Here is a 24,775-nt window from a genome sequence, read left to right as displayed (position 1 = left end):
GATCAGCCGCGGATGCCGAGCTTCTGGATCAGAGCGATGTAACGCTGCTCACTGTTGCTGCGCAGGTAGCTGAGCAGGCGCTTGCGGCGACCGATCATCTTCAGCAGGCCCTGCCGCGATGAGAAGTCGTGAATGTTGTTCTGCAGGTGTCCGCTCAGCTTGCTGATGCGCTCGCTCAGCATGGCCACCTGAACCTCAACAGAACCGGTGTCGGTGCCGTGGGTCTGATGAGCGTTGATCAGTTCCTGCTTCTTGGTGGTGTCGAGCGACATGCGCGGCGTCTGGCCCTGACGGTGCAAACATCCAACTTACCGCCTCGTGGTCACCCCTCCTCAGGCCGCCTGGCTGCGGGAGAGCCAGCGCAGACACTCCCGCAGCCAGGCATCGGCCCCCTGGCCTAGGTCTTCTTCGGTCGTCGCCACAGCCCGCAGAGCGCGGTTGATCTCCAGGGCCTCGTAGCCCAGCGCTGTGAGGGTGAGATTCACCTCGTCGCGCACGGCGCTGGGTAGGGCTTCAGCGCTGCCGCTGGCCGGGAGGGCGAGGTCGGCCGTGTCCTCGGGGTTGGCCACGCTGCCGTAGCGCTCCTGCAGCCGGGTGCGCAGCTCAACGGCCAGGCGCTCCGCCGTGCGTTTACCCACCCCTGGTGCCTGCGTCAGCAGGCGCAGGTCCGCCTGCACGATGGCCCGCACCAGCTCCTCACAGCTCAGTTGGCCCAGCAGGCCCAGGGCCATCTGCGGACCCACGCCGCTGACGGCCACCAATTCCCGAAACAGATCGCGCTCGGCGCGGCTGGCAAAGCCGTAGAGGGTCCAGGCGTCCTCGCGGATCACCTGATGGATGTGCAGGCTGAGCTCAGTGCCCGTTTCCCCGAGCCGCTCCCACTGGCGCCTGGGCAGGTGCACCTCGTAGCCCACGCCGCCGCACACCAGCAGCAGCCCGCAGCGGCTGGCTTGTTGCCAACGATCGGCGAGTTGCCCTTGCAGCCAGCCGATCATGGGAGCACCGTTGTTGCTCCCCATGCTGCCCGCTCCGACAACCCCGTTCCCGCTGGTTGTGGCGCTGCGCCGGGTTGTGGCGCTGTTGCTTTGTGTGGTGCTCAGTTTCACGCTGAGTGCCTGCGGCGGTGCTCAGCCCTCCCAGAAGGTGCTGCTCTCAGCTCTGGCCCTGCAGATTGATCTCACCCAGCGCTCGATCGCCGATGCGTTGCAGCTCAGCACCGCCGAGGGCATGCCTCAGGTGAGCCGGGTGCGGGTGGAGTCTCAGCAGGCTCTGCCGATCGGCGGCAGCAAAGGGTTGCACCTCACCGGTCGCTTTGATTGGCGCCTGCCGGGTGATCCGATCCGCGTTGACAGTGCCTTTGACCTCTACCTGCAACGGGGCGAGCGCGGCCAGAGCTGGCGCTTAGCGCGGCCCAGCGGCAGCAGCGATGGCACCACGCAGGACTGGATCATCGATCCCTTGCCGATCGCCTGAGGCTGAGCAGCGTGGCGACCAGCACCAGGCCCATCGCCAGGGCGGTGTCGGGATCCAGCGCCTCACCAAAGAACCACCAGCCCCACAGGGCCGCCAGGGGCACCTGGCCATAGCTCAGGGCTGTGGCCCGTGCGGCCGGCAAGCCCAGCAACCCGTTGGTCACACCCAGCTGCCCCAGCTGGGTGAACAGGCCGACTCCCACCAGAGCCAGGGCCTCCCAGGCCGTGGGCCACACCGGTTGCAGCAGCACCAGTGGGGTGGTGAGCACCAAGCCCACCAGCGGGAAATAGAACACGATCACCAGCGGGTGTTCGGTGCGGCCCAGGGCCCGCACACTCACGTAGGCGCAGGCCGAGAGCAGGGCGCCGGCAATGGCCAGCATCACTCCGGCCAGGGGTAGAGGCGTTGCACTGCCCTCCAGCCAACCGCTGGCGATCGGGCCCAGCAATCCCATTAACTCGCTCGGATTGCTCAGCAGGACCACCGCTAACCACCCCAGCAATGCCGCCAGCAGCACCCGCGGCCCCACCCGTTCTCGCAGCAGCAACCAGGCCAGCAGCGCCGTGAAGGTGGGCTGGAGATACTGCAACACCGTGGCCGGCGCCAGGGGCAGCTGCGCCAGGGCGGCAAACACGCAGAGCAAGGCTCCGGTGCCGATCACGCCGCGCAACACCAGCAGGCCCCGCCGCTGCCCCCAGGGGTTCAACCCGGCCTGGCGCAGCATGGCGATGCTCAGCAGCAGGCTGATGGCGGATCGGGCCATCACCACCTCCGCCACAGGGATCCGGCCGCCCACGGCCTTCACGCACACCCCCATCAGGCTGAAACTGACGGCGCTGGACAGCATCCACAGGGCTGCCCTGCCATCCTGAAGCCGCACCCGCGTGCGCAGCGTGTCTGCTCCTCGCCTCCACCCCCGCACGATCGAGGCCGTTAAGGAACGCGCTGACATCGTTGATGTGGTGGGTGAGCACGTGGTGCTCAAGAAGAAGGGCCGCGAGTTCGTCGGGGTCTGTCCGTTCCACGACGACAAATCGCCGTCGATGACGGTGTCGCCGGCCAAGCAGTTCTACTACTGCTTCTCCTGTGGTGCTGGTGGCAACGCGATCAAGTTCCTGATGGAACTGCAGCGCCAGAGTTTCAGCGATGTGGTGCTGGAGCTGGCGCGCAAGTACCAGCTGCCGGTGGAAACCCTGGAGGGTCCCCAGCAGGAGCGGTTGCGGCAGCAGCTCTCGCGCCGGGATCAGCTGCACAAGGTGCTCTCCCTGGCTGCCGGTTGGTTTCGCAGCCAGCTGCGCAGCCCTGATGGGGCATCAGCTCTTGCCTATCTCCGTGAGCAGCGGGGCCTGAGCGAAACCACCCTGGAGAGTTTTGGCCTCGGCTATGCGCCGGAGCGCTGGGATGGCTTGCTCAGCCATCTGCAGCAGGTGGAGGGTTTTGCACCCGAGCTGCTGGAGGCGGCGGGCCTGGTGGTGCCGCGGCGCGGCGGTGATGGCTTCTACGACCGCTTCCGCCACCGGGTGATGGTGCCGATCTGCGATCGGCAGGGCCGGATCATCGGTTTTGGCGGTCGCAGCCTCGATGGCGGCGAACCCAAATATCTGAACTCTCCTGAAACGGAGGTGTTTGAGAAGGGCAAGCATCTCTTCGGTCTCGATAAGGCGGTCAACGCCATCCGCAAGGACGATCGGGCGGTGGTGGTGGAGGGCTATTTCGATGTGATCGCCCTGCATGCCGCCGGCATCACCAATGCGGTGGCGGCCCTGGGCACCGCCCTGAGCAGTCAGCAGATCACCCAGCTCTGCCGCTGCTGCGATGGCAAGCGCCTGATCCTCAATTTCGACACCGATCGCGCCGGTGTGCGCGCCGCCCAGCGGGCCATCGGTGAGGTGGAGCAGCTGGCGCTGCAGGGTCAGCTGGAGCTGCGGGTGCTGCACCTACCGGCCGGTAAAGACCCCGATGAGTTTTTGAAGGAGCACGGGGCTGGGGAGTATCGCTCCCTGCTCGATCAGGCGCCCCTGTGGCTCGATTGGCAGATCGATCAGGTGCTCGAGGGCCGTGATCTGGCCCGCTCCGATCAGTTCCAGCAATCGGTGAGTGAGCTGGTGGTGCTGCTGGGCAAGCTGCCCGCCAGCGCCGTGCGCTCCCGCTACCTGCAGCAGGTGGCTGAGCGGCTCAGTGGCGGCCAGGCGCGCCTGGCCCTCCAGCTTGAAGACGATCTGCGCCAGCAGGTGAAAGGTCAGCGCTGGCATGGCCGCTCCCAGCGCTGGGAGCAGCCCGGTGAGGCGGGCCTGCGGGAGCGGGCGGAAGCGGAACTGTTGCGTCTGTATCTGCATTGCCCCCCGCACCGGGGCACGATCCGCGCCGAGCTACGTCGCCGTGAGCTCGATGATTTTGCGCTGGCCCACCACCGTCAGCTCTGGGCTGCGATCAGCTCCCTCGAGGAAGACAACCTTGGCGTGGGCCGGCTTGAGGCGATCAATCGCGGCGTTGATCCGGGTGTGGAGCTGGCGGATCTGGAGCTGCCGCGGCTGCTTTCGGATCAGCTGTTGCTCAGCGACGGCGAGAGCCCTTCGGATTTGCTCACCCGGCTCACGCCCCTGCTTGAGCCCACCGATGTGCAGCGCCTCGCTCTCGCCAACCCTCTGCTGCAGCTGCGCGGGGCCACCGCTTCGCTGGAACGGCAGCGCAGCCTGAAGCGCTGCCGCCATCTGCTCAACGCCTGGAGTGCCCAGCGCCTCGAAACCCTGGAGCGCTGCATCGCCCGCCTGCTGGAGGAGGGCCAGGCACCCGCGGCGGAGCCAGCTCCTGGCCAGGCGTTGCAGCCCGCCGCCCTGGACATGGAGGCGCGCATCGAGGCGATGTTCGCCGACCTCAACGGCGATGCCCTGCGCTTTCAGGAGCTCTACTACAACGAGCGCCAGCACATTGCCCACCTCGACCAGCAGCGCCGCGCTGGCTTTGAAGATGTGCTGCAGGAGCAAGCGGATTCGCTCACGGCCTGAGCTTCTTGCGTCGCAGCTCTGTTAAGACTCAGGGATGCCTTTTCCCTCCATCCGCCGCCTGATCGGCGTGTGTCTGGTTGCCACTGCTGCCTCTGCCCTGGCTGCTCCTGCCCAGGCCAGCATGATCAATCAGATCATTTTCAAAAAGTGCTCTGAGGCCATGGCCGACGACTTCAAGACGGCCGGCAAGACACCACCTGAAGGGATGGTGACCGACACCTGCAATTGCGTGGTGGAGCAGGTGGGCAAGCGTCAGACGATCGAACAGGCCAAAACCTTCTGCAGCAAGCAGAGCATCCAGAAATACGGGCAGCCCTGATCGTTAGCGGGCCCAGGCGGTGGGGAGATCACTGAGCCGGGTGGTGGCGGCGCGCGAGAGCTGCTCGCGCCGCATCATCCAGCCGGGTGCGATGCCGCAGGCGGCCCATTGCACTGTGCCCCGGCCATAACGGCGATTGAGCCCATCGATGCTCTGCATCAAGGCCGCCCGTCGCTGCTGTTCCTGCTCCGGTAGCGGTGCCAGCAAATGGTGTTGCAGTTGCTCCTGGCTCTGCAGCTCCTGCAGCAGCACCCCGGCCTTGGCAAAGCGTTTGTGGGGCCGGTAGATCACCGCCACCAGCGGCAGGGCGGCCTGCAGCAGCACGGCCGTGTCGCTGCTGGCCACCGCCAGGGCGGTGCTGGCGGCCTGGCTGTAGAAGCCCGGGCTGAAGGGGCTGGTGCGGGCAAACACCGTGAGCCGGCCACTGCACTGCTGCTGGCGGCGTAGTTTCTCGGCCGCCCGCACCACGTAGGTGGCCACCGCCTGGCGCAGTTCCTGTTCGCTCAGGATCGCCCGGCTGAAGCTGCGGCTCACGCAGGTTTCCCGCTTGGCGCTGGGCGCTTGCTCCAGGGGCAGGCAGCTCACCCCCTGCAGCTCCAGCTGCAGCCGCAGACCCACCACCCCCGCCTTGGCCCGCAGTTCGCCACTGGCCATGTCGCGCAGTTGCCGGGCATTGGCGATGCCCCGCAGCCGGCACCAGCGGCCCAACTGGCGGCCCACACCCCAGATCTCCTCCACGGGGGTGAGCTCCAGCCAGGGATCGGGGTTGGCTTCGCGGCCGAGATCGAACACGCCCGCATGGCGGCGATCTCCCTTGGCGATGCGGTTGGCGAGTTTGGCCAGCACCTTGCTGGAGGCCAGGCCGATGGCGATCGGCAGGCCCAGGTTGTGGCGGATGCGGCTGCGCAGCTCCGCGGCCCAGGCGCTGAGATCACCGTGCCGCGGGCGCGGCAGCCGCGCGAAGGCTTCATCGATCGAATACACCTCCAGCTCCGCCACAAACGGTTCGAGGCTGCTCATCAGCCGCTGGCTCATGTCGCCGTAGAGCGCGTAGTTGGAGCTGCGCACCACCACGCCGTGTTGGGCCAGTTGCGCCGCAATCTGGAAATAGGGCTTGCCCATGCCGATGCCCAGCTGCCGCGCTTCGCTGCTGCGCGACACCACGCAACCGTCGTTGTTGGAGAGCACCACCACCGGCCGGCCGATCAGGGCTGGATCAAAGGCCTGCTCACAGGAGGCGTAGAAGTTGTTGGCGTCGATCAGCGCCAGCACATCAGCCATGGCGCGTGAGGGCGTGGATCACGTGGATCGCCACGCCCCAGATCTGCACGTCGCCGCATTGATGGAGCTCCAGGGGCGGATAGGCGCTGTTGGCTGCCTCCAGCCGCAGCCGGCCGTGGTAGCGCACCAGGCGTTTGAGGGTGAAGGCGCCATCGAGCACCGCCACCACGATCAGGCCGGGCCGGGGCTCGAGGCTGCGGTCCACCACCAGCAGATCACCGTGCTGAATGCCGGCGTCGATCATCGAATCGCCGCTCACCCGCAGGAAAAAGGTGCTGCTCGGATGGCGGATCAGGGCCTCGTTGAGGTCGATGCCCGCATCGATGTAGTCATCGGCAGGACTGGGAAAGCCCGCTGCCACGGTGCTGGCGGCCAGGGGCAGCCGCAGGCTGGGCCGCTGGCTGCGCAGGCTGCCGATCAGGAGGAGTGACACAGGCCGCCCGGACACGCTCCGAAGCAGGCTAGTTCATCTGTACTGATCCGGTGTTGCCGTGGCTGGCCGGGTCGGTCAGGCTTCGGGGCAGTTTGTGATTTCGGTACCGCAGATGATCCAAGCAATGGCATGGCGCCGCCGCGCCCTCGGTGTACTGGCGGCCCTGGGGCTCCTGGGGGGTCAAGCGGTGCCGGCTCAGGCCTGCACCAGCTTTGTGCTCAAGGGCTCGGATGGGGGCCGTGTGTATGGCCGCACCATGGAATTCGGCCAGCCGCTTGGCAGTCAGGCTGTGTTGATTCAGCGCGGGACGCCCCTGCGCGGCAATGGCCCCGATGGCGGGATCGGGAATGGCCTGGCCTGGACCAGTCGCTATGCCGTGGTTGGCCTCAATGCCCTCGGCCTGAAGGATGTGATTCCGGATGGCATGAATGAGAAAGGCTTGGCTGGCGGTCTGCTCTACTTCGCTGGCTATGCCCAATTTCAGAGCGTTCCCCCTGGTCAGACCAAGCGCTCGATCAATAGCGCTCAGTTGCTCACCTATGTGCTAACCAACTTCGCCACGATTGAAGAGGTGAAGCGTGGCTTGCCCAAGGTGCTGGTGAATGGTGCTGCGATCAAGGTGTTCGGTGGGCCGTTGCCGATCCACATGACCTTGCATGATCGAACGGGGAAGAGTTTGTCGGTGGAATACATCAAGGGTGAGCTCACCATGATGGATAACCCCACCGGCACGTACACCAACGATCCGCCATTCCCGTATCACCTCGCCGCAGCTGGCAATTACGCCAATCTCAGCGCGATGCCACCGGCGGAGCTGAGCGTGAATGGCCTGAAGCTTCCGCCGGCCAGCACCGGCGGTGGGCTGCACGGATTGCCGGGTGATTTCCTCTCTACATCGCGCTTTATCCGCGCACTGATGTTGAGCCACTACGCCCCGACCAACCTCACCACGCAGCAGCAGGTGGGCACGGCCTTCCGCCTTCTCGGTCAATTTGATCTGCCACCTGGGAGCATTCTGTTGCCGCCGGGTGGTGCGTTTGGGGGTGCAGGCTCTAACACCACCTATGAAATCACCGAGTGGACGGTGGCCGCTGATCAAAAGAATCTCGTGTATTACATCCAGACCTACGACAATCCAGGTCTGCGCAGTCTCAACTTCGATCAGCTGCCCCTCGATGGTGCTGCGATCAAAGTGATGCCGTTGGATCAGCCTGCGCAGGTCACTGTTCTCAAGCCCTAGTTCAAGGTTGAGCGCTGTTGATCAGTCCTCTTCGTCGCCTTCCAGCAGCAGTTGCTGGAAGGCGGTGTAGAGCTCGAGTTCCTCGCTGTTGGCGGGAGGGCGGCGCTGGCGATTGGGGCGCAGTTCGTTGTTGGCACCGCGCGGCTGCAGGCCTGAGCTGGCGGAGGGGCCCTGGGGGCTCTGCCGTTGGATGGCCTGTCGCTGCTCGGCCTGGCGCTGGCGCTGCTGATCGGCTTCTGCCTGGCGCAACCGGTCCATCAGGTGGGGCGGCACGCTGCCATCGGGGCTCACCTGCATCAGCTCGCGGAACAGGGCCTGAGGGTCGGTTTCCGTTTCCACCCGATGGCGTTGTTGGCTAGCGGGGGCAGGTGCTGGCTCCGCTTCCGGCTTGGGCAGGGGTTTGGGCAGGCTGCGGCCCAGTTGCTGCAGGCGCTCAAGGCTGCGGGCGTCGAAGCTCATGGCGTGGCTCTCCTCAGCTGCACTCGAGGGTGTCGCGGGTGTTGCGGCCCGTGACGGGGTTGGTGCCGCTGGCGCTGGCGCACAGGGTTTTGAGCACGTCACCGCGGAAGGGCACGTTGGTGAAATCGGCGCCTTCGATCAACACATTGTTGAAGCGCGTGTTGAAGGCGAAGGCGTTCTCGAGCACCGCGTTGCGCAGATCGGTGCCGTCCAGCACGGCCGAGTCGAGGGTGGCGTCGGTGAGGTCGGTGCCGGAGAGGTTGGCGTCCTGGAGCTTGGCCCCAAACAGGCTGGCGCCGCGCAGGTCGGAGCCGTGGAAATCCGCTTCCCGCAGGTTGGTGAGGTTGAAGGTGGCGCCGCGCAGATCCATGCCGGCGAAGTCGTGGCCGATCAGCACTTGCTTGGCCACATCCATGGCCGCCTGGGCGGTTGGGGCCGCCAGCAGCAGTGCCAGAGGCAGCAGCAGGAGCGAAAACAGCGGTCGCAGCAGGCGGCCCATCGGATCGGGATCGGGTCGGCCAACCCTAGGCAGCCTGTCGCGATCACCACCAACGCCTCGAGAGGCTTCCCTTAATCTCCGGCTCAATGCATCGATCGATGCAGCCCCTTGTTGCCGAATCGAACAGCGAGCGTTCGCGATGGGCAATCCGATCGATCAAAACACGTTCCTGGCTCGGGCCCGCTCCCGCTTCGGGGATCGCTACGACTACAGCGCCATCGTTTACAAGAGCTTCAAAACGCCCATCAAGATCCGCTGCAAGGAGCATCCAGTGCGCTGGATTTCGATCACGCCGGAGCGACATCTGGTCACCACCGGCGGCTGCAAATACTGCCTGCGAGCCCTGCGCGGTCAGCTGCCCGGCGAGTGAGCGGCTGCAGGGGAATGCTCACGCTGGATGAGGGCGTGGGCAGTCATGGCCATCAGCGCAACCCAGCGGCGCGGCAATTGGGCGGAGCAGCGGGCCCAGCGCCTGCTGAAGGCCGCCGGTTGGCAGCTGCTCGAACAGCAGTGGCGCTGCCGCTGGGGGGAGCTGGATCTGCTGCTGCATAAGCCGCAGCGCCTGTTGCTGGTGGAGGTGAAAAGTCGCGCTCGATCCGGACGGGATGGCTGGGGCCTGGCCAGCTTCACGGCGCGCAAGCGGGCTCGCCTGAGCTGTGCCTATCGCTGTTGGCTGGCGGCCCATCCCCGCTATCAACACTGCAGCCTGGAGCTGGTGCTCGCCCTGGTGCCGCAACCGCCGGCTAAGGAGCCGGTGCGCTGGATTCGCTGCTGGCTGGGGCCGTAGGGGTGGTGGTGTAGTCGACGGTGCAGATGTAGCGGTAGTTGCCGATGGTCACGTTGACCACGGTGCAGTGCGTGTTGGTCACCGTGGCGTTGGCTGGTAGTTGCTCCTCGGCCCGTTCGATGGCGTTTTTCTTGTCCCACATCGATTCGGCGGTGATCGATCCGGCCTGGGCTTGAGGGGCAATGGCCAGCACGAGCGCTGCAGCGGCAGGCAGTGCAGTGAGCCAGGCGGAGGCGGCGGGATGGCGCATCGGCGTTGGATGGATGCTTCTGTGTTTAACCCCGTTGGGCGCGGACGGCCAGGGAGCAATCTGGAAGTAGGCCTGTGGCGCACGGATCGATGACCTTCGCGGCCCACCGCACCCGCAAACGGTTTGGTCAGCACTGGCTCAAAGATGAGCGGGTGTTGGATCAGATCCTCGCGGCGGCCGAACTCAGCGCCGCCGACACGGTGTTGGAGGTGGGGCCTGGCCGCGGGGCCCTCACTGAACGGTTGCTGGCTTCTCCGGCAGCGGCGGTGCGGGCCGTGGAGCTCGATCGCGATCTGGTGGAGGGGTTGCAGGAGCGCTTTAGCGGCGATCCCCGCTTTGACCTCACCCCGGGAGATGTGTTGGCGGTGCCGCTGCCTGAGGCTGGGATTGTGGTGGCCAACATCCCGTACAACATCACAGGCCCCTTGCTGGAGCGGCTGGTGGGGCGGCTCGATCGCCCCGTGGCGCAGCCCTACCGCCGCTTGGTGCTGTTGATGCAGCAGGAGGTGGGGGAGCGGATCCGGGCGCGGCCGGGCAGCAGCGCCTATTCCGCCCTGAGCGTGCGCATGCAGCTGCTGGCCCGTTGCAGCACGGTGTGCCTGGTGCCGCCGCGCTGTTTTCAGCCCCCACCGAAGGTGATGAGCGAGGTGGTGGCGATCGATCCCTTGCCGCCCGATCAGCAGTTGGATCCGGCCCTGGCTCGCACGGTGGAAACCCTGCTGCGCCGCTGTTTCGCCGCCCGCCGCAAGATGCTGCGCAACACCCTGGCCGGCTTGCAGCCGCCTGATCAGCTGCAAGCGTTGACGGCAGAGGCGGGTATTGGCCTGGAGCAGCGGCCCCAGGAGGTGGCACCAGCGGCTTGGGTGGCGCTGGCGGCGGGTTTGAATCGGCTCACTGCCTGAACCCCCTCGCATGGCTGAGCTGCTGGTCAGCGCCCCCGCCAAGATCAACTTGCATCTGGAGGTGCTGGGGCTGCGGCCCGATGGCTTCCACGAGCTGGCGATGGTGATGCAGATGCTCGATCTCGCCGATCAGCTGCGCTTGCGCCCGACGGCCGATGGCCAGATCAGCCTGACCTGTAACCGCGCAGACCTGCCCACCGATGGCAGCAACCTGATCGTGAAGGCCGCCGAATTGCTCAAAGCGCGGCTGGGTTTGCCGGAGCTGGGGGCCTCCATCGAGCTGGAGAAGCGCATCCCCATCGGTGCGGGCCTGGCTGGTGGCTCGAGCAACGGTGCAGCCGCCCTGGTGGGCCTCAATGCGCTGTGGGGCTGTGGCTTCAGCCGCCAGCAGCTGCTGGAGATGGCCGCCCAGCTGGGTTCCGACATGCCGTTCTGCATCGAAGGCGGCACCCAGCTGTGTTTCGGTCGTGGTGAAGTGCTGGGGCCCGCTGCCCTGGCGGGCGCTCCTGCTTTGGGTGTGCTGCTGATCAAGCATCCCAAGGCGAGTGTGTCGACCCCCTGGGCCTATGGGCGCTGCCGTGAGCAGCGCGAAGATTTTTACCTCAGCAGTGAGGCGGAATTCGAGCAGCGGCGCCAGGCCCTGCGAGAAGGGCCGCTGTTGGCCGCCTTGGCGGGTGAGCGGCCGCTGCCGCCCCTGCGCAATGACTTGCAGGGCGTGGTGGAGCCCGAAGTCGCCAGCGTGCGCGAGGGCCTGAGCCTGCTGCGTCAGGCCACCGATGCCCTGGCGGTGGCGATGAGCGGATCAGGTCCCAGTTTGTTTGCCCTCTTTGCCGATCACGCCGCCGCGCAGGCGGCCCACCAGCAGCTGGAACCCCAGTTGCAGCAGGGTGGCTTTGAGGCCTGGGTCTGCCGCTGCACCAGCTCCGGTGCCACGCTGGGCTGACGCCGAGTGCCGCCGATCCGTGAGCGAACAGCCAGCCACCGACCAGCTCTCCGCTGAGCCTTCGGCTGCATCGGGCAGCCCGAAGCGGCAGCGCAAGGGCCCCATCAGCTTTCTGAGCGGCTCGCTCACCAGCTTTGGTTTTGGCTGGCTGGCGCTGCAGCTGGCCCAGCGGATCGTGGGCTACTACGCCGAGCATCCCCCCCACTACGACGTGCGCTTTGCCCAGAGCATCGCCGTGTTCATGAAGACGCTGATCGTGGGGATGAGCTTTCTGGCCACCTTCACCTTCGCCTTCGTGGGGCTGGGCCTGTTTTTCACATTCCTGCGCAGCTTGATGCCGGGTTGGAGCGAAGCGGAACAAACTCCCTAGCCTTGGAGGGCGTCGACATATGGCCGATGACAGCCCACGATCTGCAGCTGCTGGTGCTGCTCCTCTCGCCCGGCATGCTGCTGTCGGTGCTGCTGCTCGTCACCTTCGCTGCAGGCGGCTGAGATAAGTTGGCGCAGCGACCGGCCTGAGCCGGACTGAGTGCTCCGCTGTGGCTGAGACCCTGCTGTTCAACGCCCTGCGCGAAGCCATCGACGAAGAGATGGCTCGCGATCCCCACGTGTGCGTGATGGGGGAAGACGTGGGCCAGTACGGCGGCTCCTACAAGGTCACCAAAGACCTCTACGACAAATACGGCGAACTGCGGGTGTTGGACACCCCGATCGCCGAAAACGCCTTCACCGGCATGGCCGTGGGCGCCGCGATGACGGGCCTGCGCCCGATCGTGGAGGGCATGAACATGGGCTTCCTGCTGCTCGCGTTCAACCAGATCTCCAACAACATGGGGATGCTTCGCTACACCAGCGGCGGTAATTTCACGATCCCCGCCGTGGTGCGCGGCCCCGGCGGCGTGGGCCGTCAGCTGGGTGCTGAGCACAGCCAGCGCCTCGAGGCCTACTTCCACGCGGTGCCCGGCATCAAGATCGTGGCGGTGAGCACCCCCACCAACGCGAAGGGCCTGATGAAGGCCGCCATCCGCGACAACAACCCCGTGCTCTTCTTCGAGCACGTTCTCCTCTACAATCTCTCCGAGGAGATCCCCTCCGGCGACTACACCTGCGCCCTGGATCAGGCGGATCTGGTGAAGGAAGGCTCCGACGTGACGATCCTCACTTATTCGCGCATGCGCCACCACTGCCTCAAGGCGGTGGAGCAACTGGAGAAAGACGGCGTGAGCGTGGAGCTGATCGACCTGATCAGCCTCAAGCCCTTCGACATGGAGACCATCTCCCGCTCGATCCGCAAGACCCACAAGGTGCTGATCGTTGAGGAGTGCATGAAGACCGGTGGCATCGGCGCCGAGCTGATGGCGTTGATCACCGAGCAGTGCTTCGATGATCTCGACTGCCGTCCGGTGCGCTTGTCCTCCCAGGACATTCCCACCCCCTACAACGGCACCCTCGAGAACCTCACGATCATTCAGCCCCACCAGATCGTGGAAGCGGCCAAGGCGCTCAAGAGCGGCCAGGTCTGATCGGCGGGGCGGCGGCACGTTTCAGCCACCGTTCCAGAACCCTTCCCCCTCCAACACCGACCCCTCACAACACCGATGGCGCGTCAACAGGGGTGGTTTGCCCTGATCCTGGCTCTGGCGATTGCGGCTGGAGCCGTTCTTGTTAATAGTCCACTTCAGCTAGGCCTGGATCTCAGGGGCGGTAGCCAGCTAACCCTGCAGGTGTTACCAGCCGGTGCGATCAAGCAGGTGAAGGGCGAACAGCTCGAGGCGGTGAAAGACGTGCTCGACCGCCGCATCAACGGCCTCGGCGTGGCGGAATCCACCCTGCAGAGCGTGGGCGACGATCAACTGGTGCTGCAGCTTCCTAATGAGCAGGACCCCAGCCGGGTTGCCAAGGTGCTGGGTAAACCCGCCCTCTTGGAATTTCGGGCCCAGAAGGCAGGCACCGAAGAGGAGATGACGGGGCTGCTGAAGCTCAAGCGCCAGGCTGAGGCGGTGCTCAACCAGAGCCGGGCCCAACAGACCGTCGGTGATCAGCAGCCTGAGTTCAAAACCGAAGAGCTTGCCAAGGCCCTCGATCAGCTTGGGGTGAAGGTGCCGCCCGGCAGCAGCGAAATTCAACAGCTCGAGCAGCTTTTAGACGAGGTTAAGCAGCGTATCGTTCCTCTCTACGAACCGGCGGAACTCACCGGTAAAGACCTCACCAGCGCCGGCCGCCAGCAACAGCAGACCGGCAGCGGCTGGGATGTGACGCTCGCCTTCAACACCGATGGCGGTCGCAAATTTGCCGAGCTCACCCAGGGGATTGCCGGCACGGGTCGCCTGCTGGGGATCGTGCTCGATGGCCGCTCGATCAGCGAGGCGAGTGTGGGACCGGAGTTCAAGCCCGCCGGCATCACCGGCGGTGCCGCCAGCATCACGGGCAACTTCAGCGCTGAAGAGGCCCGTGACTTGGAAGTGCAGCTGCGGGGCGGCTCCCTCCCTTTGCCGGTGAAAGTGATCGAGCAACGCACGATTGGTGCCACCCTCGGCGCTGAAAACGTGCAGCGCAGCCTCTCCGCCGGCCTGTTTGGCCTGGCGTTGGTGGCGGTGTTCATGGTGGTGATGTATCGCCTACCAGGGTTCGTGGCGGTGGTGGCGCTGGCGCTCTATGCCCTGTTCAACCTGGCGCTCTACGCCTTGATCCCTGTGACCCTCACCCTGCCGGGGATCGCTGGATTCATCCTGTCCATCGGCATTGCCGTGGATGCCAACGTGCTGATCTTTGAGCGGGTGAAGGAAGAGCTCCGCCGCGGCAACACGCTGATCCGCTCGATCGATGCCGGGTTCTCACTGGCCTTCTCCTCAATCCTGGATGGCCATGTCACTGGTTTGATCAGCTGCGCGGCTTTGTTCGCTTTGGGTACCGGTCTGGTGAAGGGCTTCGCACTCACCCTCGGCATCGGCCTGGTGCTGAGCTTGTTCACTGCCCTCAGCTGCACCCGCACCTTGCTGCGCTTGCTGATGGGCTATTCCGGTTTGCGCCGCCCCACCTTCTTTCTCCCCTCTGCCCAGCTGCCCGGGAGTGCCTCCTGATGACCGCCAGTACCCCCGCTCCCCAGATGGGCGCCTCCGCCATGGCTGAGCCACGCTTTCGGATCACGCGCATCCGCCGCCAGGGTTGGCTCGTTTCTGGGCTGGCTGTTCTGCTCAGTCTCGTGGGCATGGCCCTGTGCTGGAGCAACCCGCGCATCGGTGCCCCCCTGCGCCCTGGGCTTGATTTCACCGGTGGTACCCAGCTGCAGATTGAGCGCAGCTGCACCGCCTCTGATTGCGCCAGCCTCACGGCGGATGCCGTGCAGCAACGCTTGCTGGCCATCTCCTTACCGGCTGTGGCTGGTGCTGAACCGCCTCGGTTGAGCAGTGCCAGGGTGCAGGTGCTGGATGGTGGCCGCTCGCTGGAGTTGCGCCTCCCGGATCTGGAGCCGGAGCAAACCCAGACATTGCTCGATGGCCTCACCCCGCTGATTGGTGCGGTGAACCCGGCCCAGTTGTCGGTGAACACCATTGGTCCATCCCTCGGTGGTCAGCTGCTGCGCAGCAGCGCTGTGTCGCTGCTGGTGAGCTTTGCCTTGATCGCCGCCTACATCAGCTTCCGCTACGACGGCATTTATGCCGGTTTGGCGCTGCTTTGCCTCGCCCACGATGTGTTGATCACCTGTGGCGTGTTCGCCTGGTTGGGTTTGCTCCGCGGCGTGGAAGTGGATTCGCTGTTTGCCGTGGCCTTGATCACGGTGGCGGGCTACTCGGTGAACGACACCGTGGTGGTCTTCGACCGAATCCGTGAGCAACGCCGCGAGGTTCGCGATCTCGGGCTCTCTGATCAGGTGGATCTGGCTGTGGACGCCACCCTCACGCGCTCGCTCTACACCTCGTTCACCACCCTGCTGCCCTTGATTGCCCTATTGCTGTTCGGTGGCGGCAGCCTGTTCTGGTTTGCTGTGGCGCTCACCGTGGGCATTGGGGTGGGGAGCTGGTCGAGCATCGGCATCGCGCCAACCCTGCTGCCCTTACTGGCACGTCGATGAAGAATGCCGGCCGCTCCCCACGCCGGCCACTGCCGCTGATCCCGCTGCTGCTGGTGCTCTTCGCTCTGCTCGATCTGCGCACCGAGCTGCAGCTCTTGCTCGATCACTTCACCTTCAGCAGCCTGGCGGAAATCCCGCGCCACCACCCATTGGCTCTCGCTGTGCTGGTCTGCTCGCCCTGGTTGTTCCAGCGGGCGCGTTGAACTACAACCAGCGATCCATGATCTGCTCCACCAGCACCCGCTGAGAGAGCACCTGCAGCACCACCACCAGCGGTAGGGCCAGCAGCACCCCCGGCAGACCCAGCAGGGCACCCAGGCTCAGCTGGGCCATCAGCGCCACCGTGGGTAGGAGATTCACCGTGCGGCTCAGCAGCAGGGGGGTGAGCAGGAACGCCTCAGCGTTTTGCAGCACCAGCCGCAGGATCAACACCTGCAGGGCCAGCGCAGGAGACACCAACAGCGCCACGGCCAGGGGCAACAGCGTGGCCACGGTGGGGCCGATGGTGGGCACAAAGGTGAGCAGGCCGCAGACCAGGCCGCTCAAGAGAGCCAGGGGCACCTTGAGCGCCGCCAGCCCAGCCCAGGTGAGCAGAAACACCGCGCTGGCAGAGATCGTCATCCCAGCCAGCCAGCCCCCCAAGGCCTGGCGGCAGGCGCTGAGTAGTTCACCCGCCATGCCGCGGTAGTGGGCTGGTGTGGCCGCCACCACCAAGCGTTGATGGCTGCGGGGATCGAGCACCAGCAGCAGAGCCAGCAGCACCATCAGCAGCAGCTGAATCGTGCCGTTGGCGGCGCCGCCTGCAAAGCCGAGCAATTGGCCGCCGAGGGGTTGCAGTTTGTCGAAGGTGGCCAGTTCGGCCACGCGACCTTCCAGGCTTTCGAGCATGGCCACCCCGCCCAGCAGCTCCCCCACACGGTTGAGTAGTGCCGGCACCAATTGGGTGAACTGCTGCACCTGCTCGATCAATTCGGGCAGCAGCACTTCACCCAGCTGCCAGCCCCCCAGCAGCAACAACAGCACCACCACCGTGAGGGCCTGGGGCCGGTTCATCGGCGTGAACCGCCGCAGCCAGCTCACCGGCACATCCAGAGCCACCGCCAGCACCACGGCGCCGAACAGCACCAGCAGCACCCAGCGCAGTTCCCAGGCCAACAGCCCCAGCACCACCAGGGCGAGCAAACCGATCAGGCCGCGCAGGGTCATGGGGAGAGGCGTTGGCGCTGCCACGGATCGAGCACATCGTGGATCAACACCTCACGAATCACCACCTGCAGACACACCGCCAGCGGCAGTGCCAGCAGCAGGCCGAGTGGACCAAACAGCACTGTGAAGACAAACTGTGCCGCCAGGGTGAGCCCAGGCAGCAGCTTCACCTGGTGCTGCATCACCGATGGGGTGATCAGGTAGCTCTCCAGGTTTTGCACCAGCACGTAGAGCCCCAACACAGCCAGAGCCTTCCACGGCGACACCAGCAGCGCCACCGACATCGGGAACACGGTGCTCAAGGTGGGCCCGACATTGGGGATCACATTGAGCAGCCCCGCCAGCAGGGCATTGGCCACCACCAGCTTCACGCCCAGGAGCGACAGCCCGATCCCCGCCAGCAGCGCCACACAGACGGAGCTGATCAGCACTCCGCCCATCCAGCTGCTGAGGGCTTCACCACATTGCAGCAGCACCTCCCGCAGACGGCGGCGATAAAACGACGGCGCCAGCAGCACAGCCACCTCGCGGTAGGCCGTGGGCTGCACGGCAATCATCAGGGCTACCGCCAGCACAAACAGCAGCTGGAGCAGGCCGCCGCCAAGATTTCCCGCCAAACCGAGCAGGTTCTGCAAGCCCTGTCCAAGGGCTTCAGTGTTGGAGCTGCTGCTGCCCCAGTTCTGCCGGAGCCAATCGAGGGCCTGCTGGCCGTAAAGCATGCGGCTGCTCACATCCATGAGGTCACGCAGCAGGGTCCCGGCACGGTCGGCGGCGATGGGCAATTGCAGCAGCAGCTGCTGGAACTGCTCCACAAACGGCGGCACCACGGCGGCAAGGGCTACGGCCACCAGCAGCAGCAGCCCCACCAGGCTCAGCAGCAGTGCCAGGGGGCGGCTGCAGCGCAGCCGTACGCGCACCACACCCACCAGGGTGCATAACGCCATGGCCAGCACCACGGCCGCGAACAGCTGAATCACCACATGCCGCAGCGACCACAGCAACAGCACTGCGGCCGCCGTTGCGATCAGACCGAGTGCCTGGCCAAATCGCATGGTCTTTGGCTTACTCGGCGGCTTCGGCGTTATCGCCAGCGTTGTTCTCTTTCTGGGAGAACCCGAGGTCGTGGCTGTCGGCGTAGCGCTGGGCGAAGCGCATGAAGCGCTCGAAATCTTCCGGGGTTTTCCAGGTGTAGGTGGCTTCGAGTGCCGCTGGTTTGCCGTTCACAAACTTGGCGTTCACCTCGCGGGTGACCAGTTGGCCCTCCTCATCCACCATGTACATCCCGCCGATGTCGCCCATGCTTTCGGGGGAGAGGGCTTCGGGCTGATCGAACACAAAAATCGCCTGACCGGTGCGCCCATCGCGCGAGCGGGTCATGCGGATATCAGGAACCACAGGCTCGTCGACACCGCGGAAGAACTGAATGGCGGCCATCGATCGAACCCAGCAAAGCTCGATCCTAGGCAGCGTTCCGGCCCTGGGTCCTGATCACACCACGGCTGATCAGCTGGTCGGCGGCGGCATCGGCACTGAGTCCAGCCAGATCGACATGACCCAGCAGCTGGTGCTGATTGGAGCCGCCATGCCGTTCCAATTCGTGGTCGTAGCAGCGGTCGTAGTAATCGAGCATCTGGCGCGCGGCCTCTCCCCACTGCCGTTCGGCAATGGCCGCCAAGGCGGCGCTGGTGCGTTGGGGGCCCAGCCGGCGGGCGATCCGTTCGGTGGCCTCGCGCAGCGCAGTGGGGTCCTGGTTGCCGTACACCTCCACCAACTGCTCCAGCCTCTCCTCCAGCGGCCTACGGATTTCCAGCAGTGGCGCGGCCTGCATCTGCCGCCAGAGCCCAGCGGGAATGCGGCAGCGACCCACCTGCACGCTCTCTGCCTCCACCCAGATTTGCTCCGCTTCCTGCATGCCTTGGAGGGCGATGGCGATGCGGTTTTCGTAGTGCTCGGTGCTGGGCTGGGGTGGCATGCCGAGGCTGCCGAAGCTGCTGCCGCGGTGATGGGCTAACCCCTCCAGGTCCACCACGGCCGCTTGGCGCTGGGCCAGGGCGAGCAACAGATCGGTTTTGCCGCTGCCGGTGCGCCCACCCATCAAATGGATCGGCCAGCTGCACTCAAATCGCTCCAGCACCCAGCGGCGGAAGGCCTTGTAGCCCCCCTCCAGCAGGAGCACCGAGAGATCGAGCTGGGCCGCCAGCCAGGCCATGCTTTCGGAGCGCATGCCGCCGCGCCAGCAGTGCAGCCGCAGTGGCTCACCCCCTGCTGCTTCGGCGAGGGCGTTGAGCGCGCTGCCCAGCTCCCCGAGCCGAGGCCCCACCAGCTCAAGCCCTAGCTGCACAGCGGCCTGGCGCCCCTGTTGCTTGTAGGTGGTGCCGACGGCTGCGCGCTCGTCATCACTGAACAGCGGCAGATTGCGGGCCCCTGGAATGTGCCCCTGGGCAAACTCCGCCGGCGCCCGCACATCCACCACCGGACCTGTGCCCTCAAGAAACCGTTCCACCGGTTGGCGGTTCCGTTCCATCCCCACCATCAATGAACCCGCCCTGGCCTGGCCATGCCTGACATAGTGGGCCAACGCTGGCCCCTGGCAGGTCTGATCCCCTTACATGCTTTCCGGACCCCCCGTCACCACCACGGTTAGCGCCGAGCAACTGTTGGAGCGTTTTCTGGCGGCGAATCCCCGCCAGCGCCGCAGCCTGCTGACGCAGGTTCAGCAGCGTGCAGCTGAGCTGCGGCCGCTGATCCCGGAACAGATCGATCGTCTCGATGCCACCGCCGACGACTGGGCGGCAGGCCTGTTGATTCAGCTGTTGATGGCTGAGGACGACAGCCTCAGCCAGGCCTTTCGCCAGCGTTACAGCGACGGCTGGCTGGCGGTGTATAGCGCGGCGGGTCTCGATTACGGCCCGTTGCAGAAGGCTTTGGTGGAGCAGGCCTTTGAAGAGGCCGACCGTCTCACCAGCGAGCACCTACGCCAATTGGCCGGTGAAGCAGCGGTGAAGCGCGGCTACGTCTACTACTCCGAAGTGCCTCCGATCGCCTCGGTGGATCTGGAAAGCCTGGATCGCCTCTGGGTGGTGTATTCCCAGGGTCGCTTCGGCTTTTCGGTGCAGATCCGCCTGCTGCGCTCCCTCAATGGCCGTTGGGATCAACTCTGGCCTCGGCTGGGCTGGAAGCAGGGTGGCGTCTGGACGCGTTACCCCTCCGCCTTCACCTGGTCGTTGGAGGCACCTGAGGGCCATCTCCCCCTGGTGAATCAGTTGCGGGGCGTGCGTCTGATGGATGCGCTGCTGTCGCATCCTGGGCTGCAACAGCGCGTGTCGGCCTAGATCAGCCGGTTCGCTGCAGCGGTAGTTTCGAATCACTGGGCGGGGCCTCCGCCGGTTTGGGTTCGATGCCACATCGCTGGGCCGATTTCATCACCCCATCCACCCTGCAGCTCTCCCCGCTGCTGGAGGTGCTGCTCGAGCCGATCAGTTGCAGCCAGCAGCTGTCTTCACTGCAACTCGGCCTGCAGGAGGTGCTGGTGAATGCGGTGCGTCATGGCAACGGCAACGATCCGGGCAAATGCCTGCGGGTGCGGCGGATTGTGACCCCTCGCTGGTGGGTGTTTCAGGTGCAGGACGAAGGCTGCGGCGTGCCCAGCGATGCCCGCCATGGGGTGTTGCCGGAGCAGGCTGATGCCCTCTGCGGCCGCGGGTTGTTTTTGATTCACTCCTGCTTCGATGACGTGCGCTGGAGCGCGCGCGGCAATCGCGTGCAGGTGGCTTTGCGGCGTCAACCGTCGCCTCAGTGACCGTGGCTCGGACAGCCCGGATCTTTCAGCTCACCCCGTAACCAACCCAGGCCATGCTCCAGCAGGGCGATGGCCTGCTCCCGTTGTGCGGTGGGAACCGGAGCATGGGCCGGGTTGGCTGGATCGAGCAGCTGCACCAGGGCCGCTGCGATCTGTTCGGCTGCACGCCGCTGGGGTTGGCCTTTGAGCGCATGCCAATCGCGGTTGTCGATGGTGAGCAGGCGATGCAGGGCTTCCGCCGTTTCTCGGCTACCTTCCGGCCACGGTTGACGCGTAGACACTGGACGAAACCTCGGCTGGAGGGCCATCCTGGCGCCATGCAGCAGCGCCCGAGGTCTCCCCATACGCCGATTCGTTGGCTGCATCAGCTGGCGAACCTGATGGCCCAGGTGTCGCGGGCTGAACGGATCAGCAGTGGCGACGAAAGCCTTCAGGCCCGGCGCCTGCGTCAACGGATGGCACTGGCGCAACGCGTGTTGGACCCGTTGCCCGTTCCGCTGCGGCCGAGCCTCTGGAGCGAAACAGCACTGTGGAGTGGCCTTCGCTGGGGTGGCGTCGGCCTGCTCCTGGCGCTGTGGCTGAAGCGCTGATGCTCGCTTGCAATCAGGCTGCCAGGCGGATCAGTGGTTCGAGATCAGGTGCGTTCAAGGGGGTTGGTTCCACCTCTGCGCTCGCGCCGTTGAGCGGTGGCGCCGGCGGCGATGCGGGGAGACGGTTTCCCCTGAGCCACGCGTTGTGGAGCGCCCTGCGGCGCTGATCTTCCGCCAGCACCAGCCGATCAGCAGCCACAACAGGGCTCTCACCAGACAGCAGGGGTGTGCGGAGACAGATGCCGAAGCCGTGGGCTTCCACCTGTACACATCCCTCCATGAACACCGTCTGGAAGGTCCAGCCTGCCAACCAGCGCACGCTGAACGGATTGCTCATGCCCTCATCGCTTTGGGCGGACCCTATGGCGTTTGAGCGATGGCCACGGCCCTTTGTCAGGGCTTGGTGGCACTCCAGACCCGTGTCATCAAGTGGGAGGTGGCGCGGATGTTGCTGAAGCCAGCGCTGCTGAGGCGGGCCTCGATGTCATCGCCGATGTAATCGCGGTAGTAAGGCTCATGGAACACACGCCGGAAGTTGTCCATGGCGGTTTCGAACTGAGGCGAATCCGCGAGTTGTACGGAATCGGCCAACACGAGCACTCCGCCGGGCTCCAGCACCCGGAAGCAGTCGTTGATCACGTTCTGGCGCGCTTCCGCTGGCAGTTCATGCAGCAGGAACACACAGGTCACGCCCTGCATGCTGCCGCTGGCGAACGGCATGGCCTCGCCATTGCCCTGCACCAGCTGGGGCAATTCGTCGGGGAGCTGGCTCAGCCAGCGGTTGGCCTGGCGCAGGTAGGAGGCGGAGAGGTCGATCCCCACCAATTGCGCCTGGGGCAGAGCCGCGCGCACTTGCCGCAGGGTGCGACCGGTGCCGGTGGCTACATCCAGCACCCGCAGTTGGGAGGCCGGGCGATCCTTGAAGGCCCGCAGCCCCTGCACCAGCGGTTTGATCACACGGCGCCGCATCGGATCGGCGGTGCCGTTGAAGAGGATTTCCACTTGCAGGTCGTAGAGCGAGGCGGAGTGGTCGCTCAGATAGCCATCCGTTTGGTGATGGAAGTTCTGGAGGTAGTAATCGGGATAGTTCTCGGCCTCCACATCGCGCGGCAGGTCGTTGACATTGCGTTCACTGCGCCGGTTCCAGGTGCTGGGCATGTCGAGCCACACCATGGGGTAGCGGGCAGCCCATTCCAGCCAGGGCGCATCGAATAAGAGGCTGGTGGGATACAAGCCCTGCTCGGCTTCCTCCCAATCAACCTCCATCAGGGCTGTGTTGGCCGCCTGCAGATCCAGCAGCATTTGCGGCGGGATCGGCCGCGTTTTCGGAGCACCCTGGGGTGCCACCAGCTCCATCAGCTTGGTGCTCACTTCCTTGTGGGCCACGCCCACCAGGCTCTTGCCCTGCTGCAGGGCCTGATAGGCGAGCTTGGTGAGGGTATCGGCCATGGAGCTGGGCAGGGTCGCAGCGGCCTTCCATTCCAACGGATCCCATGCGGCATCGCGATCGGTTGGGGCCAGGCGCTGTTCTGTGCCGGCCTGAACGCAGATCACGTTTCATGGAGCAACCCGATATTCCGTAGCAACCGCTACAGAATGGGCCCATGCGAATCCCCAGGAGGATGCGATGAGCGCCTCGATCAACACCTCCCAGAGCGAGCCTCTCTTTGTGGAGTGGATGCGGCACCGCCAGCAGGAGCAACGGCGTCACCAGCCCGTGGTGGCCCAGCGCCATGCCACGGCCGACCAAAGCGAGGCTTCCAACGTGCATTCCCAGGAGGTCGCCTGGGCTGAGCGCCATGCCCACGAGCGCCGTCTCCACGACAGCGCCATCGCCCAGCTTCGCCACGACTGATCTCCCCACAAAAAAAGCCCCGGGTGAACCGGGGCTGAATAGGGCTGCCAGGCAGCGACGATCCGGCGCTGATCAGGCGTCGTAGTACATGGTGAATTCGTGGGGGTGAGGCCGCTGACGCAGCTGCTGCACCTCCTCGTATTTCAGAGCGATCCAGTTGTCGATGAAGTCTTCGGTGAAGACGCCACCGGCGAGCAGATACTCGTGGTCGGCCTTGAGGGCTTCCAGAGAACCGTTCAACGAAGCGGGCACCGTGGAGATCTTGGCCAGCTCTTCGGCCGAGAGCTCGAACAGGTCAACGTCGGTGCCGTCGCCCGGGTCGATCTGGTTCTTGATGCCATCGATGCCGGCCATCAGCATGGCCGCGAAACCCAGATAGGGGTTGGAGAGCGCGTCGCCGGAGCGGAACTCGAGGCGCTTGGCCTTCGGGTTCGTTCCGGTGAGGGGGATGCGCACGGCGGCGGAGCGGTTGCCCTGGGAGTACACCAGGTTCACCGGTGCTTCGAAGCCGGGCACCAGTCGCTTGTAGCTGTTGGTGGTGGGGTTGGTGAAGGCCAGGAAGCTGGGGGCGTGCTTCAGCAGGCCACCGATGTACCAACGGGCGGTTTGCGAGAGGTTGGCGTAGGTGCCTTCACCCCAGAACAGAGGTTGGCCGCCTTTCCAGAGGCTCTGGTGCACGTGCATGCCGCTGCCGTTGTCGGCAAAGATCGGCTTGGGCATGAATGTGGCGGTCTTGCCGTACTTCTTGGCAACGTTGCGCACCACGTACTTGTAGATCATCACGTTGTCGGCCGCGCTGATCAGCTCGGCGAACTTCATGCCGAGTTCGTGTTGCGCCGTGGCCACCTCGTGGTGCTGCTTTTCGATCGGCACGCCCAGGGAACCCATGGTGAGCAGCATTTCGCTGCGCATGTCCTGCAGGGTGTCGTTGGGGGCGACGGGGAAGTAACCCTCTTTCAGCTGGATCTTGTTGGCGAGGTTGCCGCCTTCTTCCACTCGATCGGTGTTCCAAGGAGCTTCGATCGAATCCACGCTGTAGAAGCTGGAGCCGTTGGCGCTCTTGTAGCGAACGTCGTCAAAAACGAAGAATTCGGGCTCCGGGCCGAAGTAGGCGGTGTCAGCCAGGCCTGTGGAACCGAGGTAATCAAGGGCCTTCTGTGCCAGGGCGCGGGGGCAACGGGCGTAGGGCTGACCGCTGCGGGGCTCCTGAATCGAGCAGATCAGGCTGAGGGTTTTGTGGCTGTAGAAGGGATCAATCCAGGCGGTATTCGGATCCGGCACCATCGCCATATCCGATTCGTTGATCGCTTTCCAACCGCGGATCGAGGAGCCGTCGAAGGCCACACCCTCGGTAAAGGCGGCTTCGTCGATCAGGTCCTGGCAGACGGTGAGGTGCTGCCACTTGCCGTGAAGGTCGACGAACTTGAGATCGATCAGTTCGATGCCCTCGTCCTTGATCTGACGGAGGACGTCCTGGGCGGTTTTGGCCATGACGTGAACGCTTGGAGGCTGAGAGGAAGCCCGCCTGGAACCGGGCTCGCGGGACCGTACGGAGCAGCCCTGCCCTGCCTGTGTATCACCTGTAACCAAATTCGTGACTGATTCGGACTGGATCGCTTGCGTAACCGTTTCTGTCAACTTGATCAGATCCATGCAATCGCA

At 65.2% G+C, this 24,775-nt stretch carries 33 protein-coding genes; 17 read left to right on the top strand and 16 right to left on the bottom strand.

Annotation, left to right across the window (positions count from 1 at the left end; all coding sequences use genetic code 11):
* Positions 1-2: 2 nt before the first annotated feature.
* Together rpsO and ruvA are read right to left on the bottom strand one after the other, a co-directional pair.
* On the bottom strand, positions 3-272 hold the full coding sequence (rpsO, locus tag CB0101_RS03515) for a 30S ribosomal protein S15 (RefSeq protein ID WP_010307963.1): 270 nt from the start codon (positions 270-272) through the stop codon (positions 3-5).
* A gap of 60 nt (positions 273-332) precedes the next feature.
* Positions 333-995, bottom strand: coding sequence for a Holliday junction branch migration protein RuvA (gene ruvA, locus CB0101_RS03510; RefSeq protein ID WP_010307967.1), 663 nt, complete (start codon positions 993-995; stop codon positions 333-335).
* A gap of 22 nt (positions 996-1,017) precedes the next feature.
* Here ruvA and CB0101_RS03505 point away from each other — a divergent pair, with 22 nt between their 5' ends.
* On the top strand, positions 1,018-1,473 hold the full coding sequence (locus tag CB0101_RS03505; RefSeq protein WP_029552920.1) for a hypothetical protein: 456 nt from the start codon (positions 1,018-1,020) through the stop codon (positions 1,471-1,473).
* On the opposite strand, the gene CB0101_RS03500 is transcribed toward CB0101_RS03505, so the two are convergent.
* On the bottom strand, positions 1,448-2,320 hold the full coding sequence (locus CB0101_RS03500) for a DMT family transporter (protein WP_010307974.1): 873 nt from the start codon (positions 2,318-2,320) through the stop codon (positions 1,448-1,450). The two genes, CB0101_RS03505 and CB0101_RS03500, sit on opposite strands and share 26 nt — an antisense overlap.
* A gap of 46 nt (positions 2,321-2,366) precedes the next feature.
* Between CB0101_RS03500 and dnaG the strand changes: the two genes are divergently transcribed.
* The gene (dnaG, locus tag CB0101_RS03495) at positions 2,367-4,478 is read left to right on the top strand and encodes a DNA primase (RefSeq protein WP_029552921.1); all 2,112 of its coding nucleotides are present in this window, start codon (positions 2,367-2,369) and stop codon (positions 4,476-4,478) included.
* A 34-nt stretch (positions 4,479-4,512) separates the two neighbouring features.
* Entirely contained in the window at positions 4,513-4,797 is a 285-nt protein-coding gene (locus CB0101_RS03490) for a hypothetical protein (protein WP_010307980.1), read from the top strand.
* Positions 4,798-4,800: 3 nt separating this feature from the next.
* Here the strand turns inward: CB0101_RS03490 and CB0101_RS03485 are convergent, their stop codons facing one another.
* Both CB0101_RS03485 and CB0101_RS03480 read right to left on the bottom strand, forming a co-directional pair.
* A complete protein-coding gene (locus CB0101_RS03485) occupies positions 4,801-6,078 on the bottom strand; it encodes a Y-family DNA polymerase (RefSeq protein ID WP_010307983.1) in 1,278 nt (425 codons plus the stop codon).
* Positions 6,071-6,511, bottom strand: a complete 441-nt coding sequence (locus CB0101_RS03480; protein WP_010307987.1) for a LexA family transcriptional regulator — start codon at positions 6,509-6,511, stop codon at positions 6,071-6,073. The genes CB0101_RS03485 and CB0101_RS03480 overlap by 8 nt, the downstream gene beginning before the upstream one ends.
* Before the next feature lie 58 nt (positions 6,512-6,569).
* Here CB0101_RS03480 and CB0101_RS03475 point away from each other — a divergent pair, with 58 nt between their 5' ends.
* Positions 6,570-7,751, top strand: coding sequence for a choloylglycine hydrolase family protein (locus CB0101_RS03475; RefSeq protein ID WP_010307990.1), 1,182 nt, complete (start codon positions 6,570-6,572; stop codon positions 7,749-7,751).
* 21 nt (positions 7,752-7,772) lie between these two features.
* On the opposite strand, the gene CB0101_RS03470 is transcribed toward CB0101_RS03475, so the two are convergent.
* Positions 7,773-8,210 (bottom strand): hypothetical protein, encoded by a 438-nt coding sequence (locus CB0101_RS03470; RefSeq protein WP_010307992.1) that lies wholly within the window; start codon positions 8,208-8,210, stop codon positions 7,773-7,775.
* Positions 8,211-8,223: 13 nt separating this feature from the next.
* A complete protein-coding gene (locus CB0101_RS03465) occupies positions 8,224-8,709 on the bottom strand; it encodes a pentapeptide repeat-containing protein (RefSeq protein WP_010307994.1) in 486 nt (161 codons plus the stop codon).
* Between the two features lie 139 nt (positions 8,710-8,848).
* Here CB0101_RS03465 and CB0101_RS03460 point away from each other — a divergent pair, with 139 nt between their 5' ends.
* Positions 8,849-9,079, top strand: coding sequence for a hypothetical protein (locus tag CB0101_RS03460; RefSeq protein ID WP_010307997.1), 231 nt, complete (start codon positions 8,849-8,851; stop codon positions 9,077-9,079).
* Positions 9,080-9,124: 45 nt separating this feature from the next.
* Complete coding sequence (locus tag CB0101_RS03455; RefSeq protein WP_010308001.1) at positions 9,125-9,496, top strand: YraN family protein; 372 nt, start codon at positions 9,125-9,127, stop codon at positions 9,494-9,496.
* Here CB0101_RS03455 and CB0101_RS03450 read toward each other — a convergent pair.
* Complete coding sequence (locus CB0101_RS03450; protein ID WP_010308005.1) at positions 9,453-9,746, bottom strand: hypothetical protein; 294 nt, start codon at positions 9,744-9,746, stop codon at positions 9,453-9,455. The genes CB0101_RS03455 and CB0101_RS03450 overlap by 44 nt on opposite strands.
* 89 nt (positions 9,747-9,835) lie before the next feature.
* Between CB0101_RS03450 and rsmA the strand changes: the two genes are divergently transcribed.
* The 7 genes from rsmA (at position 9,836) to CB0101_RS03415 (ending at position 15,866) form a co-directional block, all read left to right on the top strand.
* Positions 9,836-10,648 carry a 16S rRNA (adenine(1518)-N(6)/adenine(1519)-N(6))-dimethyltransferase RsmA gene (gene rsmA / locus CB0101_RS03445; protein ID WP_010308009.1) on the top strand — a complete coding sequence of 271 codons (813 nt, stop codon included), beginning with the start codon at positions 9,836-9,838 and terminating at the stop codon, positions 10,646-10,648.
* A 10-nt stretch (positions 10,649-10,658) separates the two neighbouring features.
* Positions 10,659-11,591 carry a 4-(cytidine 5'-diphospho)-2-C-methyl-D-erythritol kinase gene (gene ispE, locus CB0101_RS03440; protein WP_010308012.1) on the top strand — a complete coding sequence of 311 codons (933 nt, stop codon included), beginning with the start codon at positions 10,659-10,661 and terminating at the stop codon, positions 11,589-11,591.
* A 19-nt stretch (positions 11,592-11,610) separates the two neighbouring features.
* Complete coding sequence (locus CB0101_RS03435) at positions 11,611-11,961, top strand: DUF3082 domain-containing protein (protein WP_043717465.1); 351 nt, start codon at positions 11,611-11,613, stop codon at positions 11,959-11,961.
* A gap of 169 nt (positions 11,962-12,130) precedes the next feature.
* The gene (locus CB0101_RS03430) at positions 12,131-13,114 is read left to right on the top strand and encodes a pyruvate dehydrogenase complex E1 component subunit beta (RefSeq protein WP_010308020.1); all 984 of its coding nucleotides are present in this window, start codon (positions 12,131-12,133) and stop codon (positions 13,112-13,114) included.
* Positions 13,115-13,189: 75 nt separating this feature from the next.
* On the top strand, positions 13,190-14,671 hold the full coding sequence (secD, locus tag CB0101_RS03425; protein ID WP_010308023.1) for a protein translocase subunit SecD: 1,482 nt from the start codon (positions 13,190-13,192) through the stop codon (positions 14,669-14,671).
* Positions 14,671-15,663, top strand: a complete 993-nt coding sequence (secF, locus tag CB0101_RS03420) for a protein translocase subunit SecF (RefSeq protein WP_010308026.1) — start codon at positions 14,671-14,673, stop codon at positions 15,661-15,663. The genes secD and secF overlap by 1 nt, the downstream gene beginning before the upstream one ends.
* Positions 15,660-15,866, top strand: a complete 207-nt coding sequence (locus CB0101_RS03415; protein ID WP_010308029.1) for a hypothetical protein — start codon at positions 15,660-15,662, stop codon at positions 15,864-15,866. The genes secF and CB0101_RS03415 overlap by 4 nt, the downstream gene beginning before the upstream one ends.
* Position 15,867: 1 nt before the next feature.
* Here CB0101_RS03415 and CB0101_RS03410 read toward each other — a convergent pair whose 3' ends face one another.
* From CB0101_RS03410 to mnmH, 4 genes are read right to left on the bottom strand one after another with little or no spacing between them, the layout of a single operon-like run.
* Positions 15,868-16,869, bottom strand: a complete 1,002-nt coding sequence (locus tag CB0101_RS03410) for an AI-2E family transporter (RefSeq protein WP_010308032.1) — start codon at positions 16,867-16,869, stop codon at positions 15,868-15,870.
* Positions 16,866-17,921, bottom strand: a complete 1,056-nt coding sequence (locus CB0101_RS03405; protein WP_010308036.1) for an AI-2E family transporter — start codon at positions 17,919-17,921, stop codon at positions 16,866-16,868. Before CB0101_RS03405 ends, CB0101_RS03410 begins: the two co-directional genes overlap by 4 nt.
* Before the next feature lie 10 nt (positions 17,922-17,931).
* Positions 17,932-18,303, bottom strand: coding sequence for a photosystem II reaction center protein Psb28 (psb28, locus tag CB0101_RS03400; protein ID WP_010308040.1), 372 nt, complete (start codon positions 18,301-18,303; stop codon positions 17,932-17,934).
* A 25-nt stretch (positions 18,304-18,328) separates the two neighbouring features.
* On the bottom strand, positions 18,329-19,393 hold the full coding sequence (gene mnmH / locus CB0101_RS03395) for a tRNA 2-selenouridine(34) synthase MnmH (protein WP_010308044.1): 1,065 nt from the start codon (positions 19,391-19,393) through the stop codon (positions 18,329-18,331).
* Between the two features lie 85 nt (positions 19,394-19,478).
* Here mnmH and CB0101_RS03390 point away from each other — a divergent pair, with 85 nt between their 5' ends.
* Positions 19,479-20,201 carry a GUN4 domain-containing protein gene (locus tag CB0101_RS03390; RefSeq protein ID WP_010308048.1) on the top strand — a complete coding sequence of 241 codons (723 nt, stop codon included), beginning with the start codon at positions 19,479-19,481 and terminating at the stop codon, positions 20,199-20,201.
* Positions 20,202-20,266: 65 nt separating this feature from the next.
* Positions 20,267-20,668: an ATP-binding protein gene (locus CB0101_RS03385; protein WP_010308052.1), complete on the top strand. Its 402-nt coding sequence runs from the start codon at positions 20,267-20,269 to the stop codon at positions 20,666-20,668.
* Here the strand turns inward: CB0101_RS03385 and CB0101_RS15250 are convergent.
* The gene (locus CB0101_RS15250; RefSeq protein ID WP_010308057.1) at positions 20,662-20,949 is read right to left on the bottom strand and encodes a DUF6439 family protein; all 288 of its coding nucleotides are present in this window, start codon (positions 20,947-20,949) and stop codon (positions 20,662-20,664) included. The genes CB0101_RS03385 and CB0101_RS15250 overlap by 7 nt on opposite strands.
* Positions 20,950-20,985: 36 nt before the next feature.
* Between CB0101_RS15250 and CB0101_RS03380 the strand changes: the two genes are divergently transcribed.
* Positions 20,986-21,258 (top strand): hypothetical protein, encoded by a 273-nt coding sequence (locus tag CB0101_RS03380; protein WP_010308061.1) that lies wholly within the window; start codon positions 20,986-20,988, stop codon positions 21,256-21,258.
* Between the two features lie 13 nt (positions 21,259-21,271).
* Here CB0101_RS03380 and CB0101_RS03375 read toward each other — a convergent pair whose 3' ends face one another.
* Positions 21,272-21,595: a hypothetical protein gene (locus CB0101_RS03375; protein WP_010308069.1), complete on the bottom strand. Its 324-nt coding sequence runs from the start codon at positions 21,593-21,595 to the stop codon at positions 21,272-21,274.
* A gap of 56 nt (positions 21,596-21,651) precedes the next feature.
* Entirely contained in the window at positions 21,652-22,707 is a 1,056-nt protein-coding gene (locus CB0101_RS03370) for a class I SAM-dependent methyltransferase (RefSeq protein WP_029552929.1), read from the bottom strand.
* A gap of 178 nt (positions 22,708-22,885) precedes the next feature.
* Between CB0101_RS03370 and CB0101_RS03365 the strand changes: the two genes are divergently transcribed.
* A complete protein-coding gene (locus tag CB0101_RS03365; protein WP_010308077.1) occupies positions 22,886-23,113 on the top strand; it encodes a hypothetical protein in 228 nt (75 codons plus the stop codon).
* A gap of 72 nt (positions 23,114-23,185) precedes the next feature.
* Here CB0101_RS03365 and glnA read toward each other — a convergent pair whose 3' ends face one another.
* Complete coding sequence (glnA, locus tag CB0101_RS03360) at positions 23,186-24,604, bottom strand: type I glutamate--ammonia ligase (RefSeq protein ID WP_010308081.1); 1,419 nt, start codon at positions 24,602-24,604, stop codon at positions 23,186-23,188.
* Positions 24,605-24,775: the final 171 nt, after the last annotated feature.

Origin of the sequence: Synechococcus sp. CB0101 (genome assembly GCF_000179235.2) — a bacterium.
Classification (GTDB): Bacteria; Cyanobacteriota; Cyanobacteriia; order PCC-6307; family Cyanobiaceae; genus Vulcanococcus.
The sequence above is the reverse complement of the archived record's forward strand: the minus strand, read 5'-3'. Positions and strand labels throughout refer to the sequence as shown.